The 17310-nt window shown below is 40.4% G+C and carries 10 protein-coding genes, 1 tRNA gene and 1 pseudogene; 4 read left to right on the top strand and 8 right to left on the bottom strand.

Features of this window, described 5'->3' with window-relative positions; all coding sequences use genetic code 11:
- Positions 1 to 36: 36 nt before the first annotated feature.
- Positions 37 to 1968: a DEAD/DEAH box helicase gene (locus UQW94_RS02765; RefSeq protein WP_005375680.1), complete on the bottom strand. Its 1932-nt coding sequence runs from the start codon at positions 1966 to 1968 to the stop codon at positions 37 to 39.
- Positions 1969 to 2381: 413 nt separating this feature from the next.
- Here UQW94_RS02765 and rnb point away from each other — a divergent pair, with 413 nt between their 5' ends.
- The gene (rnb, locus tag UQW94_RS02770) at positions 2382 to 4385 is read left to right on the top strand and encodes an exoribonuclease II (RefSeq protein WP_322141978.1); all 2004 of its coding nucleotides are present in this window, start codon (positions 2382 to 2384) and stop codon (positions 4383 to 4385) included.
- A gap of 71 nt (positions 4386 to 4456) precedes the next feature.
- Positions 4457 to 5266, top strand: coding sequence for a helix-turn-helix transcriptional regulator (locus UQW94_RS02775; protein WP_151515454.1), 810 nt, complete (start codon positions 4457 to 4459; stop codon positions 5264 to 5266).
- Positions 5267 to 5299: 33 nt separating this feature from the next.
- Here UQW94_RS02775 and UQW94_RS02780 read toward each other — a convergent pair whose 3' ends face one another.
- Entirely contained in the window at positions 5300 to 5653 is a 354-nt protein-coding gene (locus UQW94_RS02780; RefSeq protein ID WP_285386071.1) for a DUF3024 domain-containing protein, read from the bottom strand.
- Positions 5654 to 5919: 266 nt separating this feature from the next.
- Here UQW94_RS02780 and UQW94_RS02785 point away from each other — a divergent pair, with 266 nt between their 5' ends.
- Positions 5920 to 6744, top strand: coding sequence for a phosphate ABC transporter substrate-binding protein (locus UQW94_RS02785; protein ID WP_285386069.1), 825 nt, complete (start codon positions 5920 to 5922; stop codon positions 6742 to 6744).
- Positions 6745 to 6807: 63 nt separating this feature from the next.
- Here the strand turns inward: UQW94_RS02785 and UQW94_RS02790 are convergent, their stop codons facing one another.
- Positions 6808 to 7488 (bottom strand): MaoC family dehydratase, encoded by a 681-nt coding sequence (locus UQW94_RS02790; protein WP_005375670.1) that lies wholly within the window; start codon positions 7486 to 7488, stop codon positions 6808 to 6810.
- Between the two features lie 329 nt (positions 7489 to 7817).
- Here UQW94_RS02790 and UQW94_RS02795 point away from each other — a divergent pair.
- Positions 7818 to 7908 (top strand) — tRNA-Ser (locus UQW94_RS02795).
- Between the two features lie 516 nt (positions 7909 to 8424).
- Here the strand turns inward: UQW94_RS02795 and UQW94_RS23510 are convergent.
- The 5 genes and pseudogenes from UQW94_RS23510 to UQW94_RS02815 all read right to left on the bottom strand — a co-directional run.
- Positions 8425 to 9471 (bottom strand): annotated as a pseudogene (locus tag UQW94_RS23510) (recombinase family protein); the annotation flags it as partial.
- A 1039-nt stretch (positions 9472 to 10510) separates the two neighbouring features.
- On the bottom strand, positions 10511 to 12637 hold the full coding sequence (locus UQW94_RS02800; protein WP_322141979.1) for a UvrD-helicase domain-containing protein: 2127 nt from the start codon (positions 12635 to 12637) through the stop codon (positions 10511 to 10513).
- Complete coding sequence (locus tag UQW94_RS02805) at positions 12624 to 13550, bottom strand: ATP-dependent endonuclease (RefSeq protein ID WP_322141980.1); 927 nt, start codon at positions 13548 to 13550, stop codon at positions 12624 to 12626. Before UQW94_RS02805 ends, UQW94_RS02800 begins: the two co-directional genes overlap by 14 nt.
- A gap of 67 nt (positions 13551 to 13617) precedes the next feature.
- Complete coding sequence (locus UQW94_RS02810) at positions 13618 to 14937, bottom strand: AAA family ATPase (RefSeq protein ID WP_322141981.1); 1320 nt, start codon at positions 14935 to 14937, stop codon at positions 13618 to 13620.
- A gap of 671 nt (positions 14938 to 15608) precedes the next feature.
- A complete protein-coding gene (locus UQW94_RS02815; RefSeq protein ID WP_198556859.1) occupies positions 15609 to 17159 on the bottom strand; it encodes a PAS domain-containing methyl-accepting chemotaxis protein in 1551 nt (516 codons plus the stop codon).
- Between the last annotated feature and the right edge of the window lie 151 nt (positions 17160 to 17310).

The following is a 17310-nucleotide window of genomic DNA, read 5'->3' on the forward strand; positions in this document are numbered from 1 at the left end:
TGTAGCGACTTAAACCGTCGCTTTAATCACTAGTGATTATGCGTCTGTACGACGGCCACGACCGTGACCACGTTCACCACGATGTGCACCACGGTGATCACCACCACGGTTGCGATCGAAACGACGTTCGCCACCTTCACGATTGCCATCGCGGTTGCCGTCACGGTTACCACGGAAGCCACCTTCGCGACGGCCGCCTTCACGACGATCACCACCACGGTTGCCGCCTTCGCGGTTGCCACGGTAACCACCGCCATCACGACGACCACCATCGCGACGACCACCGTCACGGCGACCACCACGAGACTCGCGGAAATCATCGAAATCACATACTACAGCACCAACATCTTGTTGACGGATACGTAGTTTGCTTAGCTTGTTCGCCGCGTCTGAAGTCATTGCTTTAGGTAGCTGTACGAATGTGTGACCTTGAGCTAGCTTGATCGCACCGATAGAACCTTTACCTAGACCTAGTTCGTTTGCTAGAGCGCCAACGATGTCTTTAACTTGAACGCCTTGCTCACGACCAACTTGAAGCTGGTAAGTATCCCAGTCTTGGTTGTTGAAGTTACGACCGCCATCGCGACCACCTTCACGGCGCTCTTTACGACGTTGCTTGTCACGCTCAATTGCTTCAACCATTGGGTCTTCGCCAATGTAGAACAGAGGACGTTTGCCTTGCTGACGCTTAAGAAGCATAGCAGCAAGTGTTGCTGGGTCGATGTCTAGAGAAGTTTGTAGTTTCTCTACCAGCTCAGCAAATTTGTCTAGTGCTTTGTGCTCTTTCTCTGCTTCAAGCTCAGCGCCTAGCTTAGCTAGACGAGCTTCAGCAACTTGGTCACGTAGAGGAAGTTGGATTTCTTCCATAGATGACTTAGTTACACGCTCGATAGTGCGAAGCATACGAATTTGGTTAGTGCGAACTAGAAGGATCGCTTTACCTTTACGTCCAGCACGGCCAGTACGACCGATACGGTGGATGTATGACTCAACATCAAATGGGATGTCGTAGTTAAATACGTGCGTAATACGTGGAACGTCAAGACCACGAGCTACAACATCAGTTGCAACTAGGATGTCAATAACACCTTGTTTGATGTGATCAACAGTACGTTCACGTAGAGACTGAGGAATGTCACCGTGCAGTGCAGCTGCTTTGAAGCCACGTGCAGATAGCCAGTCAGCCAGACGCTCAGTATCTTGACGAGTACGTACGAATACGATTGACGCGTCAGTTTCTTCAGTTTCAAGAAGACGAGACATTGCTTCATCTTTCTCTACACCTTTCACTACCCAGAACTGTTGTTGAACTTTGTCTACAGTGTGGTTTTTACCAGCAACGTCAACCGTTACAGGGTCACGAAGGAAACGTTCAACGATCTTCTTCAGCATTGGAGGCATAGTTGCAGAAAACAGAACGCGTTGTGCTGACTCTGGAGCGTGCTCCATGATCGCAGTTACGTCATCTACGAAACCCATGTTTAGCATTTCGTCTGCTTCATCAAGAACGAAAGTACTAACTTCGTCTAGGTGTAGACGTTCGCGATTGATAAGATCTTGAACACGGCCTGGAGTACCGACAACTACATGAGCGCCACTTTTAAGAGCACGCATTTGGTCGACAATAGATGCGCCACCGTAAATCTCTAGAACTTTCAAACCTTTGATGTTTTTACCAAGGTTTTTCATTTCCGCTGCAACCTGAATTGCCAGCTCACGAGTCGGAGCAAGTACAATCGCTTGCGGTTTGCGTTGGTTTAGATCGAGTTTGTTGAGAAGAGGCAGAGAGAACGCTGCTGTTTTACCTGTACCTGTTTGAGCTTTACCCAGCGCGTCAGCACCTTCCAATAGGTGTGGGATTGCCGCAGCCTGAATTGGAGTTGGTGACACGAAACCCATTCCGTCTAGAGCAGAAAGGATAGAATCATTCAGAGATAAATCACTGAATTGAATAACAGAATCTTGCATTGGGATCCTACTTAATTAAACAAAAAAACAGTCCCATATGCTCTTCCAATTCGATACTGATCCATCCAGATACTGATTCCATTCAGACGGGAACACAGCACAGTACACAACCGCGATAAGCCATTAGGGACGACTAAGGGAGGCGGATTATTCCTTAAAAGCATAAAAAAATCCAGAAAAAATTGAATTACATCACAATTTATTCTCAACAATGGTATTTTTAGCATATTTTTCCACCAACCCTACCATTCCCCGTAGATTCGCGTAACTCACAGATGAGAATTTCATCAATATTTAAGCCAATTTCTCGTGGTTAAATTGGCAAAATTCACGGCGAAATTACGCTCCACAGGTAGTAATAATAGCTCGCAATGATTATAGTGTGCCCAACTCCATAGGTAATTTAAGAAAAGATGTTTCAAGATAACCCACTACTCGCTCAGCTTAGGCAGCAAATCCAAGAAAACCTGCCTAAAAAAGAAGGCTCAATAAAAGCCACAGATAAAGGCTTTGGCTTTTTGGAAGTGGACAGTAAGACGAGCTTCTTCATCCCGCCTGCGTACATGAAAAAGTGCATGCACGGTGACAAAGTCATCGCCATTATCCGCACCGAAAATGAACGCGAAGTTGCAGAGCCACAAGAGCTGCTGGAACAAGCCGTGACTCGCTTTATTGGTCGAGTAAAAATGTTCAAAGGCAAGCTCAACGTAGCACCTGATCACCCACAGCTTAAAAAGCTATCTCTTAAAGCGAAACTAAAGAAAGGTCTAAAACCTGACGAGTTCGCCGAAGGTGATTGGGTTGTCGCACATCTTATTCGCCATCCTCTAAAAGGCGATAACTCTTTCTTCGTAGAAATTTCTGAAAAAATCACTGACGCGAATGATAAAATTGCGCCTTGGTGGGTAACGCTTGCTCAAAACGATCTACCAAACTCTGAGCCAGCAGGCATCGATAACTGGGAACTGAAAGACGACGCGGAGCTAGAACGCGTAGACATGACTCATGTTCCATTCGTCACTATCGACGGTGAATCGACTAAAGATATGGACGATGCGCTGTACGCGAAGAAAACCGTATCTGGCGATTTCGAACTCACCATCGCTATTGCGGACCCAACCGCCTACATCACACCTGAAGATGAAATGGATAAAGTAGCGCGTGAGCGTGGCTATACTATTTATCTTCCAGGCCGCAACATCCCGATGTTACCTCGTGATTTAGCGGACAACCTATGTTCTCTGATTGAAGGTGAAACCCGCCCTGCTATTTGCTGTACCGTAACGGTAAGTAAAGATGGTGTGATTGGCGACGATATTAAATTCTTCGCGGCAAACATCAAATCACATGCACGCCTAGCATACGATCACGTGTCTGATTGGTTAGAAAACGGCAGCTCTGAAGCATGGCAGCCATCTGAAGAGATCGCGACCATCGTTCGTGATCTTTATGAGTTCTCTCTTGCTCGCGCTGAATGGCGTGAGAAAAACGCAGTGGTCTTCCCTGATCGTCCTGACTACCGTTTTGAGCTCAGTGAAGATAACGATGTAATTGCTATCCACGCAGACATGCGCCGCAGTGCAAACCGCCTTGTTGAAGAATCCATGATTACCGCAAACATCTGTGCAGGTCGTACATTACGCGATAAATTTGAAACAGGTGTTTTCAATACGCATGCTGGTATCAAGAACGAGAAGATTGAAGAAGTGGTTCAACTTGTCAATCCAGAAGGCCAGTTGGAGTTCACAGCGGAGTCTATTGCTACACTAGAAGGCTTTGCTGCATTGCGCCGCTGGTTGGCTGCTCAAGAAACGTCTTACCTAGATAACCGTATTCGTAAGTTCCAAGCATACAGTGAAGTGGGTAATCAGCCTCTGCCTCATTACGCAATGGGTTTAGACATCTATGCAACTTGGACATCACCAATTCGTAAATACGGTGATATGATCAACCACCGTATGTTGAAGGCCGTCATCCTTGGTAAAGAACCCGTACAAAAACCAGATGACCAAGTAGGCGAAGAGCTAGCTCTACATCGTAAACATCATAAAATCGCTGAGCGAAATGTCTCAGATTGGCTATATGCACGCACGCTTGCTGATGAGCCGAGCAAGAAAACTTGTTTCACAGGTGAGATTTTCGATATTAATCGTGCAGGCGCACGTGTCCGACTTCTCGAAAATGGCGCAGCAGCCTTTATTCCTGGTGCACTAATTCTTGATAATAAAGAAAGAATTGAGTGCAATGGCGACAACGGTACCATCTCTATCGATAAAGAGGTCGTATACAAACTTGGGGATACATTGGAAATTGTCCTTACGGACGTAAACCAAGAAAACCGCAGTTTAGTTGCAAAGCCAACCCAGGTATTCGCTGAACAACCAGCAGCACAAACAGAACAGACTGTAAGTGAATAATACCGAATGAAGTTAAAAGGCGCTCTATTGAGCGCCTTTTTTATTTGTTATGTAAAACGATAAGAACGAGTATGCCGAACATTGAGATCATTCGCTTTAATCACTTCACTGCGCGCAAAAGTGAGCGTTACACTGCAACACATAATGGGTTATATATTGTTGAAGAAGGTGCCCTATTAGTTCATCAACCTAATGGTGAGCAATTTGAACTTAAAGCCGGAGATTTCACACTCTATAACTCCGCAGATCTGAGCAGTGCAGAGGCCGTCTCTAGTGACGGTGGCTTTAAAGCACTGGCTTTGGTCTTCAACCCAAACATATTCTGTGACTTTAAGAAAGCGCACCCGATGCTACGTTCCAAAACGGAAGAAAGGCGCTTCTATCCTTTTTCGACGCAATCCGGTAGCGAAGTAGCACAATTGAAGGACATGTTGGTTAAGTTAGCGAGTCGCAACGCTCCAGACTACACACAAAGCCATATCGCAATGGCATTGCTGTCGTTGATGGTTGAGGTAGAGCCAAACATCCTATCTATCATAGATGATGCAAGTAGCCTGAGCGACTCTCAAAAAGCCATTAAGTACATTGAGGGTAATATTGAAAAAGACATCACGCTAGAAGGCTTAGCGGCTCATATGAGCATGTCCATCGCGACCTTGAAACGTCGCCTCGCCGCAGATGATCTTTCGTTTTCTCAGATATTAAAGGTGAAACGGATAAACTTCGCAGCAACCCAACTGCGCAAGTCAGAAAAATCAATAACAGAAATAGCGTTTGAGTCTGGTTTTAAAAGTGCAGCGCATTTCAGTACAGCATTTAAATCCGTTTACAACATGACCCCCAAAGACTTTAGAAACCAAGTCGTTAAGCCTAAAGTATAAATCATGTCGGCATTCGCATCCGTTGGGCTCGCCCTATTCCCAAAAACACGCTTGAGGATCACGCTCCAATTCGTTGAGTAAGTCCTCAAGCATTCGGCTAAATGGAAGTGGCTTATAAGGCACCCACCTTAACAGCTCGTTGTGATATGTGGGAACATAGAAATACCAAAGTTGGTTGTCCTCATCAAACATGATCTTCGCGACGGGAGAAGTATACTCGCTATGCTGGGAGTCGAGGAGAAAATGCGCCCGATGAAGCTCAACACCATTTTCTACTAGCTCATAGAGGCACTTGCCCTGTTCGACAGGCAAGTTAGCATTACGCACAGAGCAGAGCGATTGAACTGATTTGTATAAACGACTTGTCGCCATTTGGGACACTGACATCAACGTTCTCCCGATGGATGATAGTTAGAGCTGTCGATCCTAGTATATAACCTTTACATCATCACCGATGGTAGTTATCTACCTAACTCAAGTATAAGATAGCTATATTATCATTTGCCCAGATTATCATCTCAATCCACTTGGAAACGCTAGCTCCATCACCTCTTGACTAGAAACAATTCCCCTGTTTAGCGCTAACAGTTCACAAAAGTGTAACCTGAACGCAATATCATAAACTCTGCTTTATCCCGTATATGGAGTTTAATATGTTACGTTTTACTGTGGCGACGTTATTGGCCATAGCAGTCTCCCTCCCTACCATTGCAAAAGAAATCAACATCTCAGGGTCAACGTCGGTTGCTCGTGTGATGGATGTACTTGCTGAGGAATACAACAAAACACACCCAGACGATTACGTTGCTGTTCAGGGCATTGGTTCGAGTGCTGGTATCACCATGGTCAATAAAGGAGTAGCCGAAATAGGCATGAGCTCTCGCTATCTGACTGAAAGCGAAAAAGGTGAAGATCTCAATGTATACCCTATCGCTTATGATGGCCTCGCTGTTGTTGTAAACCGTACCAACTCTATAGAAAACCTTTCTCAGCAACAACTATTTGATATTTACAAAGGTAAAATTAAGAATTGGAAAGAGGTCGGGGGCGCAGATCAGCCTATCGCGGTGGTTACTAGAGAAGCGTCTTCAGGTTCACGTTACAGCTTCGAAAGCTTGCTGGGACTGACCAAAATCGTTAATGATCGCCTTGTCTCGGATATCAGCCCAAACAACTTGGTTGTAAACAGCAACAGCATGGTAAAAACCATTGTTAACCATAACACTCGCGCCATTGGTTTTATCTCTGTAGGGTCAGTAGATCGCTCGATCAAGGCGATTCAGTTAGATGGTATTGACCCAACCTCGACAAACATTAGCAATCATAAGTACAAGTTGGCGCGACCATTCCTAGTGCTATACAAAGTAGATAAGATTAGCGATGCAGGTAAAGGTTTTATCGCTTTCCTTCGTTCAGAGCAGGGACAAAAAGCGATTGCAGATTACGGTTATACGCCAGTAAAAAACTTTAATCAGTAAAAATAAAAAAGAGAGCACCTTGATGCTCTCTTTTCCTATGTAGTGTTCTCTCCGGTTTCGGAATTAGAAATGCAGTTGAATTACAGAGACCACAACCGCACCAGGTCGACGAATACCTTCAATTTCCACTTTAATTTCGCGCTCAATCTCCAAACCTTTTTTGATTGGCGTTACTTTTGTTAACGTGCTGACTGCACGAACATTATTGCCTGCTTTGACAGGGTAAGGGAAACGGACTTGGTTTAAACCCAAGTTAACTACCATTTTAGCTGTTGGGAACATTGGCTTGTCTGGATCGACTGAATCCGTCAGTTTAGGCAGCAATGCTAATGTTAAAAAGCCATGAGCGATAGTTGTCTTAAATGGAGATTCAGTTGAAGCACGCTCTGGATCAGTATGAATCCATTGCATGTCTTCCGTTACCGCACCAAATTGGTTAATACGTTCTTGAGACACATGAACCCAATCACCAGTGTGAATAACTTCGCCAATTTTTTCACTTAACTCGTCATAAAGCTTTTGAGCCTCAGGTGCCATTACGATCGGTGCAGGTTGAGGTGCAACTTCTTCGTTGACGGCTGGCTGCTGGTGATCACGAACTTTTGAGAAAAGAAAGCTATTTTGAGCTTTCCCCAAAAAGTCACTCCAATAATCGCGTAACGTTGGAGACATCCAATTCATAAACTCGGATTGATGAGCAGAAATCGCATCAACTTTGTCTTTAAATAGATTTGTGACCTTCATAAACACCCTTAAGAATTCTAAGCACAACTGGCTATACCAGTTAATTTTGAATTAGTTCACAAAGTCTTGCAAATACTTTCGGGCGAACACATGTACCCTAAAAGCATGTTATGTCTTATATATCAGCAAGATAACAATAAAACACCATTTTATTGACGTGCGCCAATATAAAGTAAAAACTCTATAAATTGGTACTTTTTGTCCCTTTTTCACTCCGCTTTCAAACTGTCCAACATCACATCAGTGATCATAAAACAAGCAAACAGTACTTCTATTATAATTCAGCACTTTACAAGTCGGACTATGCTCCTTATTATACCGCCCACAACGGAGAGATGGCTGAGTGGTTGAAAGCACCGGTCTTGAAAACCGGCATACGTTAATAGCGTATCTAGGGTTCAAATCCCTATCTCTCCGCCACTTTGATATGAAAGAGGGCACTAGATTACTAGTGCCCTCTTTTGTCTTTGACACCATAGCTAACATGCCGAGTTTTGAACCTTTTAGTATCAACTTATCAGGAAAGACTCTGACTTCTTGAAGAAGACTCAAATATAGAATCTTCTTAGCCTCATTGTCTTGCTCTCTGAATAAACGCCTCATCACTTTCACAAATACCTCGATTTGTTTATCTCCAAACTTTCTGATAGGCAGATGTCCTTGTGCTTTTATCATGTCGATCTTTTCTTGTAATTCCGCTCTCTGGTGTTGTAGTCCAGTCAAGTAGTCAGCATAAGAATCGTCTATTAAGCTCTCTTTTGCTGCTATTTGCTCATAAGAGTTCTCTAGCTTTTGTTGTATCGACTTAAGCTTACGGCACAATTTCAAAAGCTCTGATTCGCTTTGTGTGTGCTTGCTCGTTAGCATGACTTTTATGTCATCGATGATATCGAGAATGAAATCTTTGGTGATTACTTGCTTAAGAATTAACTCTTCAACTTCAAGCTCTAAATTAGGTTTGGATACCCACTTTGAATCACAGAGAGATACTCCATTTTTCAACTTAGTAGCACAAGCATAGTACTTATACTTCCCTGATTTACCTGTTGCCACTGTCATACCTCTACCACAATTACCACATTTTATTAACCCAGTCAGCAAGCTACGGGAACGAATAGCTTTTACATGAATTTGTTCGACATCTCTGCTTTGCAATCCATTTTGTACAGAGTTGAATAGTTCCCTATCGATTATCGGAGGTACAGGTACAACAACTTGTGGCAATTTATTATCTTTACGTGATTTTCCAAATACAAACTCTCCAAAGTATGTTGTTGAACAAAGTAATCTATGTACTGCATTGATAGACCATTTTGAACCTCGATTGCTAATAGCTTTATCATTAAGGTACTTAGCAATAGCTTTAACACCAAGAGCTTTACCACGCATACCATTGAGCGAGAGTTGATATATCTTCCTAACTATTTCAGCTTCTTTTTCACATATGACGAGTTTTTTCCGAGAGTTCTTCTTGGTTGGATCACACGCAACCGACTGGTAACCAAAAGGGACAGGGCCCCCAGTAAAGTATCCTGCTTCAGCTGTTTGCGTTAGCCTAGATTTGACGTTTATAGCGTTTTGCCTGCTATTCATTTCGTTTACTAGCCCCAAGACTACTGTCAACGACTTAAATGTCATATCGTCCTCTGGTAAAGGTTCTGTCGCAGAAATCAGTTTGATACCGCTGTCTTCAAGCTTCTTTATTGACGCCAACTGATATAACAGGTCACGAGCAAATCGAGATAAGCTATAGACTATGACTGCTTCGACATCGAACACATTTGAAGTTACTTCTGCCAGCATTTGATTGATTACTGGCCGTTCGCCTTTGTACGCTGAGCTACCACTTTCAATGTATTCTTTTACAATGACATGTTCATTCCGAGAACAGAAATTTTGGAGGTCTTGCAGTTGACCTTCTATAGAGTGACCTTCTTCTGCTTGCCTATTTGAAGATACGCGGATATAAAGTACTACATTCATTCGACACCTCTCTTGTTTTTAGATATATCTTTGTATATTTCTATGAACATTAATTTGTTGTCACTTACCAAGTCGATTAGCACCTTTTTTATTTTACTTCGCTTTTTAAACTTGTGACTAAATCTAAAGCCATTAGAATTCGTTTCATTTTTCATATCTCAATTCCTCTACGTTTGATGTAAAGTTAAGAACTGAGATATACATATTGCAAGTAGAAAACTTCAGATGAAATAGGAATAATAAATGTAATAATAATGGGTAGATAGAATGCTCTATATTATTGTGGCTATAATAATTCACTAAGTGATAGATATATAAGAGATAGAATTTAAACTATATAACCTACATATTATAACTTTAAATATAACGTAATAATTCTTATACCAGTACGTAGTCTACCTTTTCTTTAATAGTCCGAAATAGTATAAGCACAACCTATGAACTTATACTCTGAAGTAATAATGAAAAACATATCTAACTGTACTTCTTTATATAATTAATTATTAATAGAACAAATTGATATTACATTAACATCGATATAGCTGTAAGATTAACTAAAGTGATAAAGGTTAGTCATATGAACAATGTTAAGGATCTTATAAATAAAGCTCGACTTCTCTCGATTAAGATAATGTCGATTAGCCGTGATGTATATAACCAAGACTATATTGATTTAATAAGAGGCGAAGAAGAGCTCCAAGGTAGTTCATTTTATAAGCTGGATTTTTTTGAAATTTATTGACAAGATTTGTGTTAATAATGTGGTTCTTTTTAAAAATTTATCTAGATTTAATCGAAATAATCAGTCAGAATTATTCTGGCTTCGCTCGGTAATTACGACAATGAAGGAAGACAGTGTTATATTCATTTTTTATGATAACACAGAGAGACTCAGTTGTTTATTTGAAGACCCTAGTTCACCTTTCTACCACAGCGACATACAAATAAAGTTAGTTTCAAGCTGTGAAGGATTCTTACAAACATTAGTATGTGTCTTGTACCTACAGGACACATACTATGTTAAATAAGGAAGAATTCATCAAGCCGATGTTATATTTTCGATATCGTCAATTAACCAAGGAGTAACTTCCCCAAAAATATGCTCTATACCATTCCTTATCTCGGATATATCATCTAGATATAGAACTTTGAGGTTCTTGACGGCTCTTGAGCAAGCGACATACAGTAAGTTTTTAGTGTTAGTATGTCTATTTTTAAAATCCTGATCCGATAGCAATGTGTCCTTTTCTTCTCCAGTTTTTTGCAACAAATCAAAATAGTTTTTAAACTTGTTCCTATTCCTGCTTCCAAAATCATGCTCTAGAATTATTGCAACATTGTCGTACTCTTCGCCTTTAGTTCCATGGTATGTATGATAGCTAAATTTATCACTTTCAAGCCCATCAATAAAATTGAGCCAACAAACTAGAGAGCGAATTGGCAGACCTAGAATACTATTTGTTTTCTGTTCAACTTCGTCTTGTTCTTCAGTACCATCTAGCATAAGAGAGTGAATGCTATCTATCAAAGTGGCCCTGAAAGCTTCTGATGTTTCTATCGCACTTCTGTCATAATTCGTGCAGTTATCAAGGGCTCTGGCTATATTTTTTCTCAAATCTTCATTTTCAAGCTTTGTTATAATTAAGTTGCACCAATCATCAAGTGTTTCAACTTCTTCAGCTTTAATTTCTCTTATTATTAAACTTGCCTCCGAAAAGGTCATGTTTTTGCTATGCGCACCAAAAATATCATAATAAGATGCTTCAGATTTTGTGATCTCATGATGTAGCTTGACCAGATGATATATATTTAAAGCTGTTGGGTGTAGTTTTTCTAATTGTTTTGACAACACAAGAGTGCTTAATTGATCATAGTAAATCGTAGATGCTTTAAAAGCATCGTACACCTCTTTAAATCCATTGAATTCAGCCATTAACTGATTAGTTAGCACAAGACAATTTATTTTACATGTACTATTGTTATCGAGGTCAGTGCTCCCTTCAAGCTCGTCACTATAGAACGAGAGAAACTGCTTCGCTGTTTGAATTTTGTTTTCTGAATTGTGATAAAAAAAACTAACTGAGCCATGGTTTTTATCTTCGTAAATAGGTTCTTGGACTATCGAGTCATCGCGAATCTTATTTACAATTTCAATTATTTGCTCGTGAGAACGTCGATTGAATTCCTTATCAATATCGAATAATTCACCGTGTAAGTCGCTTATACGCTCTCCAACTCCATCTTCGTAGATATTCTGAGCAGTATCACCAAAATAGCCAACCATCCAGGTTTTATCATTTTGTGCGGCATACTCATGTATAGTTCTTAATAAATTAACTACGTTTTCATTTGTGTCTTGGTATTCGTCTATAAAGAAATACGGATAAGTATCTATAATAATACGACAGAGTGTTTTATGGCTTGTTACTAACTTCAACCCATACTCTAGCAACGTATCATGACTAAACTTCATATAGTGAAGCCTATCGGTGTTTGTTTTACTATCGTAAGTGACGCGTTTCTCTCTGCCTTCAATTATCTTTTCTAAGCACTTTTGTAGATTGTCTTTCTTATACAAAAGAGCTATTACATACTTGAAGTTGGCTATGTTACTTAAGCATCCTCTTAGGATACTTTGCACTTCACCACTAGAGTTCTGAATATAAGCACCTCGAAAGCCAGCAGCATTAAGGTTTTTTACCCTGAAATAGATATCCTTATTTTCAAATACAAACTCAACTAGGCTTCTTTGATCGCCTTCGGAAAGCTCATTAAAGAATCTGGATTTATCTGAGTCTTGTAAGTCCAGTTCAATATGTTCTATCGTTTCTTCAATTTTCTCTTTGTGGCATTTCAATAGCTCTGGCTGAGAACGTTTGATTAGATCCCAAACTCTTTCATGGATTGTAGATACGTGCACTAAATCTGAGTTACCGAGACGACCTTCAATTTCATTAACAGCTACGTTGGTATATGTAACACATGCTATTTTCTGAGGACTTTTCTTAGCTAAAATCTTATGAACAGAGACGTATTTTAACGTTTCAATTAAGGCATATGTTTTTCCTGAACCTGCACCAGCGTTGAAACGAAAACTTCTGAAGTTATCGATTTGCTCAAATATGCTTTGTTGGATCTCTTTTTCTCTTATCTCATTCGGCGTCATCTAGCACTTCCTCCTGAAGAACAACACTGTCAGAACTTTCGTTGCTTTCCTCTGGCGCAACAGAAATATCATTAAGTTCCAACATACCTTCGAGCCATGCAAAGCCATGTTCTAGATAGTTAGGCAATTTAGGCAGAACATCACCTTCTTCCAAAGAGAGCAGGCCAAAGATCAGGTTATTTGAGAAGTCACTCTTACTATCTGACAGTTTCTTTTGTAGTTTATAAGAGTTATCTATCAGGTTACTTCGAGAGCCATCTGGATCTTCCCCAAGTTTTATAATGCTGTTATAAATATTTGGTTTACATATCTCAATTACATTATTGATAAGATCATTATCATAATTGGTTAATATCAAAGCTTCTTCCAGGCTTGATGCGTGTTGCGACTCTATCGAATCCTTTTGAAAAACTACGTAGAGGTTTTCATCTTCAAAATACTCTATATCGTCAAGCTTGTCGGCTTCAGAATCTGATTTATCTCTAAGTTGTTTATTCAGCTCTTTTAGAGTGGCGTTAGTAGTTGTTCTGTCAGCTAGGCTAGTAATCTGTACAAAAGATGGAAGGGTTCCTCTTACACACTCTGTGTCATCACTTTTTGCGATCTGCCCACAAACACTACAATTTTCTGTATCTTTGTGTCTTTCACCCTTCTCACATTTTGCTCTCTTAATGTCCAGATCGGTAACAATTAAGCTAGGGATACATAGTTTTTTCGCAAGTGGTAGATACAGCTTGCCATGAGCACCGTTGATGTTGAAAACGGAAATGTAGTGTTTACTTAATTTAGGATGTATTTCCAAGAAGTAGTTCAGCAATGTTTCTTCTGTAATTCCTTCCACGAAGATTATTGCGTCAGAAAAAAATAACTCTGAAACTTTATACTTTATGTGTTTCTTGATGAAATTAAGCACCTTTCCATTATCATCCTCAGAGCTTGAAACTATGGCTTCATCTGTTAGGTTTATTGATTTTGTACATTTATCGATTCGAAGTTAGATAGTTAAGATTATTGAAGGTGTTACTACTATGAATCTTACTGTTAACAATATGTGAAGAGTGAGTTGTGATTGCTATCTGACACTGAAGGGTCTTTGATATCTCAGAGGAAGTGTTAGCTATCTCTAGTGCTTTCTTTACAGCATCATCAATACGTTTTATAAAGAACTCTTGCATTTGTGGATGCATAAATGCTTCAGGTTCCTCTATAAAGAGTAGATTGATTCTACTAAAGTGACTTTTATCCTCATAGCTATCTACAAAGTGTATTATTTCACCAATTATATTTAGTAGGTTTATGTAGCCTAATCCAAACTGGTCTTCAGGTATATAATCCTCACCATCCATAAAATTGTATTTAATCAGACGTCTTATTATATCATCATAAGTGACGTTTCCTGATAGATTTAGATCTACCTTATCGGAGCTTTCGACCTGTCCCAGAACCTTTGATATATCACTGCTCTTTGGGCTGACATTTCCTGTAATTAGATCATTTATAGCATCTATATTCTGTTCAAGCGCTTGTCGTGAACTATTATCGTTTGTTAGCTGAAATGCGACAATTTTATTAAATACATCACTTAGTACTCCTTCCTTGAGATGTCGATTCGCCTTTATCTCTTTGATGTTTATTAGCTTTTTTAAAGAAAACTTTTCAGTTGCATCTCCTAAACGGTCAATAAATGAAGTTTGGTATAAGTTACCTTCCTTGCTAACGCTGCTCGTTGTCTTAGAAAGTAGCGAGTAGAACTTCTCAAAACGCTGTTTCTTTTTCTCGTCGGTGTCAGCTTCTTTAAAAATCCTACTGACTTCTTCTTTAAACTCAGGCTCCTCTGCTAGCTCAATTCGAACCTTTATCTTTACGCAGACTGGCCCCTCATTCCCATCTTCGCTTATTGCTATGAAAGGAGCTAGATGAGTCATCAAATCTTCATCATTAAAGTTCACTTTGATGCTCAAGCAGAACTCTATACTAGGTGTATCTAAATTGGGAAAGTTAGTTGTTTCATCTCCTTCAAAAGCCAACCTATATTGATTAAACAACTCATTTAAGTAGGTAAGGTTAAAGTCTGATGCAGATGGTTGCTCATTGTTGCATAACAGCTTTATAGCATTAGCGATGGTTGTTTTTCCCGCATTATTCTTACCAATTATCAAAGTGGTTGACGGGGAGATTACAGAAGCAAGTCTAGTTTCTTCCGTATCAAGCTCGATTACCTCTGGTTCTACGAAACAAACAGTGTTGTGTGAAGTACGAAACTTACGATAGTTTTTTATTGTCAGACTTTCTAAGTGCACAGGTTCGCCTCTTTATATTTTTCAGCAACTTAAATACGTGCGTTATGCTAGCATATCCATTCTGTTGAATACTTGATTAAAACCACGGATACGTTGATATTGTGGCTATCTTTCCTGAGGTAGTGGCTTCTTTCTCTGTAACTAAAATAATCCATGCAATCATTGTTATTGAGAAGGATGCTCAGAGAATATAATGGAGCTAGTGTCTGTGTTTCGTCCAGAAGGTAGGCGACGCTTCATGCCATCAGGGAAAAGTGAACAATAAAATTGATATGAAAGCGCTTTGATCTGTGTGCCTCAAAAGTAAATAAACATCCCTTAGCACCCTCACCGTGCTATGTGCCTCAATCGTAAAGAGTCTGACAAGCCAGATATTATAATTAGTATAATATCTGGCTTAACTTATAATTTATAAGGCTTTTTTCTAGTTATTCGACATCATTTTCTCTTGGTAAGGTGAGCATCAAGTTTGATCGACCAGTGCCCGTAATCATCCCAATTGGCCCGCCACTTATTTAGAAAGCTCGCATTTATTGCGAGCTTTCGTCGTTTTAGCTCTTACAAAAACGAGATTTAGAAATCCTCGATCGTAAACGAATCCGGCACTTCACTATATTCCAGTTAAAAGCCCGCTAATGTTTAGCGGGCTTTTAACTCCGATTTTCTAAAGTTTAAGCAAACTTCTTAATCATTTCAGACAGGTCATTGGTGCAATTTTGCACTTTGGTGTTCATATGATTCGTTTCAGTCATCAGTTCATACGATTCACTGTACTTTAAATTAAGCGACTGGATGTTTTCATTTATTTCATCCGTTACATAAACCTGCTCTTCTATCGCAACCGCAATTTGTTGGTTTCGTTCGACGACGTCCTGAACAAGGGACTCCAGTTGTTGAATGCTATCCAAAGCAGTACCCAGCAATGTTACCGTTCCGGTCGACATTTCGTTACCTTTCTCTAACGCAGAAACCGCTGATTTGCTCCCATTTTGAATCCCTTCAATGGCCGATTTAATCTCTGTTGTCGATTCCTGAGTTCTTTTAGCTAAGGTTCTCACTTCATCTGCTACAACGGCAAACCCTCTGCCTTGTTCGCCTGCCCTCGCGGCTTCAATTGCAGCGTTCAACGCTAATAAATTAGTTTGTTCGGCAATACCATTGATGACTTCAACAACGGTTCCAATTTGCTCGGTTTGTTGGTTCAAACGTATGACCACTTTAGATATTTCGCCGAGCTCATCAACCAACTCTAAAACCGATTGGTTAACATTATCGATAACGCTACGGCTGTCTATCATCGTATTTTGCGCTTCTAACGTAGCCTCGGCGGTCGCTTGAGCATTATTTGATATCTCAGATGAAGAGGCTTGCATCTCGTTGACCGCTGTTGCGACCGAGTCAATCTCCACTTTCTGTGCGCTTAAGTTCTCCGTCACTTGCTGGCTATTTGTCGCAGCACTGTTAGCACTTGCGCGCGTTTCTTCACAAGAGTCTTTTACAGACACGCCAACGCGCCCCAGTAGCGCATTGGCAAATTGCTTACGCATCTTCATACCCAGCTCAATCTCAGCCAGATCGTTGATTCTTCCGCAATAAATATATTCCATGAGTGGATTGTTGAAGTCTTGCCTAGCCTGTTTAGCGAGCTTCTCAACTGGTCTGGTTAATACATAAATAGAGAAAACGGAAAGTAACGCAACAACGCCAAACGCTATCACTGGTGATTGATTCATTTGTAGAATGAGTAAGCCAAGAAGGTTTGAAATTAAAAGGAAGAAGGCCGATCTCATCCACAAACGTGTACGAGGAAGATACATTTTCCACGGCTTACGATTATTTCGAAGCTTCGAATACGCTTTTTCCGCTCGCTGGATGTGTATACGCTCAGGTTTAAATCTCACTGATTGGTATTCCACAACTTCACCATTAGATTTTATAGGAGAAGCAAACGCGTCAACCCAATAATAGCCGCCGTTTTTACGTCGATTTTTGACCATTCCCATCCAGTGTTTGCCAGTTTTCAGGTGAGTCCATAAATCTTTAAAAGCCTGTTTTGGCATATCAGGATGACGCACAACATTGTGGGGTTTACCGATAAGCTCCCCTTCATCAAACCCCGCGACTTCATTAAAGTTTTCACTGGCATATTTGATGTAACTGGAGGTATCGGTAATGGAAACTAGGCTGTAACTCGAGGGGTAATCGTATTCCGTTTCACTCATAAACATGTGTCCTTACATTGATTAATTAACAAACGGCAAATATGAATTTATCAGCATAACATATACATGCATAATGATAGGTTGATTCAAAAATAAAACAAAATTATTGACAAGTTCACTTGTTACTTAATGACTCTAGTCGCATTTTTAT

Source organism: Vibrio sp. PBL-C16, from assembly GCF_034321865.1.
Lineage (GTDB): Bacteria > Pseudomonadota > Gammaproteobacteria > Enterobacterales > Vibrionaceae > Vibrio > Vibrio alginolyticus.

What these genes read in the sequence shown, in the direction of transcription:
- UQW94_RS02765 (WP_005375680.1), bottom strand. Translation starts at nt 1,968, where the DNA reads ATGCAAGATTCTGTTATTCAATTCAGTGATTTATCTCTGAATGATTCT.
- rnb (WP_322141978.1), top strand. Translation starts at nt 2,382, where the DNA reads ATGTTTCAAGATAACCCACTACTCGCTCAGCTTAGGCAGCAAATCCAA.
- UQW94_RS02775 (WP_151515454.1), top strand. Translation starts at nt 4,457, where the DNA reads ATGCCGAACATTGAGATCATTCGCTTTAATCACTTCACTGCGCGCAAA.
- UQW94_RS02780 (WP_285386071.1), bottom strand. Translation starts at nt 5,653, where the DNA reads ATGTCAGTGTCCCAAATGGCGACAAGTCGTTTATACAAATCAGTTCAA.
- UQW94_RS02785 (WP_285386069.1), top strand. Translation starts at nt 5,920, where the DNA reads ATGTTACGTTTTACTGTGGCGACGTTATTGGCCATAGCAGTCTCCCTC.
- UQW94_RS02790 (WP_005375670.1), bottom strand. Translation starts at nt 7,488, where the DNA reads ATGAAGGTCACAAATCTATTTAAAGACAAAGTTGATGCGATTTCTGCT.
- UQW94_RS02800 (WP_322141979.1), bottom strand. Translation starts at nt 12,637, where the DNA reads ATGACGCCGAATGAGATAAGAGAAAAAGAGATCCAACAAAGCATATTT.
- UQW94_RS02815 (WP_198556859.1), bottom strand. Translation starts at nt 17,159, where the DNA reads ATGAGTGAAACGGAATACGATTACCCCTCGAGTTACAGCCTAGTTTCC.